Source organism: Mycoplasmopsis primatum ATCC 25948, from assembly GCF_000702785.1.
Taxonomy (GTDB): domain Bacteria; phylum Bacillota_I; class Bacilli_A; order Mycoplasmatales; family Metamycoplasmataceae; genus Mycoplasmopsis; species Mycoplasmopsis primatum.
In genome coordinates, this window is record NZ_JNJV01000047.1 from 1 (window position 1) to 3,995 (window position 3,995).

The window sequence follows — 3,995 nt, forward strand, 5'->3', positions numbered from 1 at the left end:
CAACAACCTATGCCACCAAGAGGGCCACAACCTGGTTTCCAACAACCACCTAGACCAATGGGACCTCAGCAACCTATGCCTCCAAGAGGGCCTCAAAATAATGGTCAATTTCCACCTTTTCCACCAAAAGGTCCATATAATAGATAAATTAATTAAAAACTGGGACTAACCCAGTTTTTTTGATAAATAAATTATATGGCCGATGGTAAGGGATTTGAACCCTTGAATGATTTGCATCATTATCTGTTTTCGAGACAGACCTCTTCAGCCACTCGAGCAACCATCGAATTTGTATGTTTTAAAATCTTTTTAATTATAATTTAAAAATACTAATTCGTTTTATTATATTGAAAGGAATATTATGGATGGATCATTAACAATGTGAATAATTTTGGGAGCACTTGTGGCAATTATCTTATCAATGTTTACATATAGTGCTATCAAAAGCAAAATAACTAAAAAAAGGAAAGCTAAAAAAGATGCTGAATTTAAAAGTAAAACAGCTGAACAAGTAAAATTAACTATTGTTAAATTAAACTCATTAATTGATATTAACAATGAGTATTTACAAAAATTTGAGCCTTCAATTGGTTCCTTCAAAATGAATGATATTGTGCAAGTTGCTAATAACTATTTAAATAATATGCAAAATGATCTTGATTTTAGAGAATATATAGTTAATTCAGATACAGCATATGACTTTTTAAAATATTTTGTTAGATTGTCTCATACACGTTGTAATAATTGAGCAAAACAATGTTCTGATATTAAAGAATATTTAGAAAAAGAAATTAAAGTAATGGACACTGAATTTGTCGAAGAGAAAACAGCACAAGAGTCAATTAAAATTCGCCAATTTTATGAAAAAGGATTATTTAATAATGACCAAAATGAACCTGCCAAATAAATTAACAATATTAAGAATTATTTTATTTTTTCCTTTATTAATATTAACCGTCCTTTATTGACTATTAATTAAACGCGAATATGTGGATTACAATATCGCGGGTCGAATTATATTAGCTTTCATGCTTTTAATTTTTATAGGTGCTATGGTTACTGATTACTTTGATGGTAAAATCGCTAGAAGCTCTAATCAAATCACAAAATTTGGAAAATTATGAGATCCTATCGCTGATAAATTAATTGTCTCAACAACTTTAATTGCGTTATCATCATTTGGTTTTATTCCTATTTGAATTACTATTTTATTTATTGCTAGGGATTTAGTAGTTGATGCTTCAAGAGTTGTAATGGCTCAAAATAATATTAGTGTTGCCGCTTCTAAATGGGGCAAAATAAAAACCCTTACACAAACAATAGCAATTATTATAGTTTTGATAATAGCGGTAGGTTATGACTATACAGACATTGCTTCTTATACTCATTTACTATTGCAAACTGATATCAAAGTTATAATGATAGTTGCCATTTATTTAATCAACCTTCCAACTATAATAGCATTGTTTTTTAGCTTATTCTCTGGATATAAATACTTAGCAACAGTCCTTCCTTATATCAAGGAAAATAATGATATTGATAGTGAGAATAATCAACATCAAGAATCAGCTGAAAACAATCCAAATAGTAATTAATAAATAATAAAAAAGAGTTATAGCTTAAATGTTATAACTCTTTTTTATATGATTTTCTTAATTGTTTTTGTTTCGTTTTATTATGAAAACATTTTATGTAAAAGTGCATACTTAATTTTCTCTAATTTATCTGTTTTATAGTTGTATAGTTCAATTAGCTCGTCAAGTTTTTTGAATAGTTGACCGATTTTGGATTGCTCATTCTTACATGGAATAGCTATGATATTGTTCATCATATTTTTAGTCGAAATATTAAACCTTGAAATTCCTTGTGCTAATAGTTTTACTTGCTTTCTAAACATTTCAGACCTTAGTGCATATGCTAGAAAAAATGGTTTTAATGAAATATATGGTCTAACTCCAAAACAGAAACTATTTAAATATGTGTTATTCATGTTATGAACTCATACAGAAGACATACCAACTTCATCAGGTGTTTCTGATGACGTAGTAAAAAATATATCTCCATATTTTACTTCGTTTTGCTTCATATCAATTTCTATTTGCTCCACAAGTGTACTTTTCGCAAGGGGATTAAGAAATATATTCATATATGTAATATACCTTGCATCTCCGTGACCAAAATCATTTTTTGATTTGCTTGATAAGCCCATAAATGTTTCACCAATTGCACTTAATCTTTTTGATTCTCACTTTTCATCAAAACCCTTGAATCTTATTTGGGGCAGATTCTCATTATCATTAGGAAACATCTTTCGCAAAAGTGACTTTTTGATGTTTTGAAGTAACTTATGCTTCATTTTGTCATATGTAATTAGACTATCTATGCTCTGGAATAACTTCCCTATTTTTGATTGTTCTAATATTTCGGTTGTGAAACTAACTGAAATATTTTTTAAAATACTATAATACCTTTTGTATCCCTCACTCGTAGGGAGATTGTTTAATAATAAATAATATAAATAATTTCCATTAAAGTGAGAAGCAAACAAAATTTTCACACCATCAGAAGCTATTAAAAAAGGCGACTGTGGTTTGTATAAAGAAAGTGTATGATCACCAAAGATAACAAGGCTCTCGTAATTATCAATAGGGCTTTGATTTGAATAACCAGCAACAGGATTATCTCCTTGTTGTATTACCTCATATAAACCCAAGGGTTCGGTAACCGATATATAATTTTTGACAGAAATATTAGATAATATTTTTGATAGAACACTTTTGTGTCATTGGCATTCAAATCCCTTGAATCTTATTTGTGGTACTTTGCAATCTTTAATCATATAAATCATCCTACTTCTTAAATTCATGTTGCTAATGAGATTTTTTGCAATTTAAATATTCATATTATAGCTAATTAAATAACCATTTACTATCACTCTTCTAATGACCCACAAAAATTGGTTTAGAATTAACAAATTAAATAAACAGATAAATCATAGCTACAAAAGAACCAACAAAACAAACACTATCAAATCTATCAGTAAAACCGCCATGACCTTTAAGTACTTTTGAATAATCTTTTACAGCATTTAGTCTTTTTAGATATGAAAAATAAAGATCTCCACCAACGGCTAAAAATGGTGTTAGTAATAAAACTATACTTTGTGCTCATAAAACTTTTTCCATTAATCCTAAGCCAAAAATCATACCAGCAGAAAATGCATAACATATAATTGTTCCAATTATAAAACCTTCTCATGTTTTTTTGGGTGAAACGTTAGGTGCAAAAGGGGTTTTTATTCATTTATGTCCAAAGAACTTGCCACCGAAGAAACCACCTATATCAGATAATGAAGGGGCGCCTAAAACGAAAACAAACATTCTCCAGTCTTTAATTAATATAAACAATAAAAATATAATTGAATTAATTATAAAAAATAGTGCAAATCAAACATGAAATAATCTGATGAATCTATCAGCATATGTCATATTAACTCTGTTAGTTAATTCAATTAATAAAAATGAAACTGATATTATTGATAAAATAAAGAAATTTTCTCAATTAAAAAGAGTTTTTTTAATTAAATTGAACAAATCAAGATCGGTTAAATTATTGGGTGATTTTTTAAGTGTCAATTCCGTAGTTTGTATTGGCATAAACACCATAAAAACAGCAACAAACGACAAAATTAGACTATATGTTAAATTAAGCCCGAAGGATTTGAAAATTTCATATGCAAGTATTCCCATTAATAAAGATGCAAAAATATAGCCTATTATTCTGGCTTCATAATGATTTTTGCCTCAAATTGCACATGGAACTGTAAAAGCAACTATCACTAATAAAAATATTATTGCTGGCAACACCCTTTGTTTAAATAATTTCATTATAAATAGAATTATAAATATAATTTAAAAATATTAATAATAAATCAATTTTGTATTTTTATTTTGCTCTCTTAATCCTATAAGCGCTGGATAGATAGCAAAAAGAAT

General features: G+C 28.1%; 4 protein-coding genes and 1 tRNA gene. 2 read left to right on the top strand and 3 right to left on the bottom strand.

What is annotated here, in order from left to right:
• Positions 1-196 precede the first annotated feature (196 nt).
• A tRNA-Ser gene (locus T386_RS0104060) sits at positions 197-286 on the bottom strand.
• Positions 287-361: 75 nt separating this feature from the next.
• Between T386_RS0104060 and T386_RS0104065 the strand changes: the two genes are divergently transcribed.
• Both T386_RS0104065 and pgsA read left to right on the top strand, forming a co-directional pair.
• Positions 362-907, top strand: coding sequence for an MHJ_0274 family protein (locus T386_RS0104065; protein ID WP_029513844.1), 546 nt, complete (start codon positions 362-364; stop codon positions 905-907).
• Positions 891-1,595: a CDP-diacylglycerol--glycerol-3-phosphate 3-phosphatidyltransferase gene (gene pgsA / locus T386_RS0104070; protein ID WP_084274196.1), complete on the top strand. Its 705-nt coding sequence runs from the start codon at positions 891-893 to the stop codon at positions 1,593-1,595. The genes T386_RS0104065 and pgsA overlap by 17 nt, the downstream gene beginning before the upstream one ends.
• 80 nt (positions 1,596-1,675) lie before the next feature.
• Here pgsA and T386_RS04670 read toward each other — a convergent pair whose 3' ends face one another.
• A complete protein-coding gene (locus T386_RS04670) occupies positions 1,676-2,839 on the bottom strand; it encodes a restriction endonuclease subunit S (RefSeq protein WP_029513846.1) in 1,164 nt (387 codons plus the stop codon).
• A 136-nt stretch (positions 2,840-2,975) separates the two neighbouring features.
• Positions 2,976-3,887 carry a phosphatidate cytidylyltransferase gene (locus tag T386_RS0104080; protein ID WP_029513847.1) on the bottom strand — a complete coding sequence of 304 codons (912 nt, stop codon included), beginning with the start codon at positions 3,885-3,887 and terminating at the stop codon, positions 2,976-2,978.
• Positions 3,888-3,995: the final 108 nt, after the last annotated feature.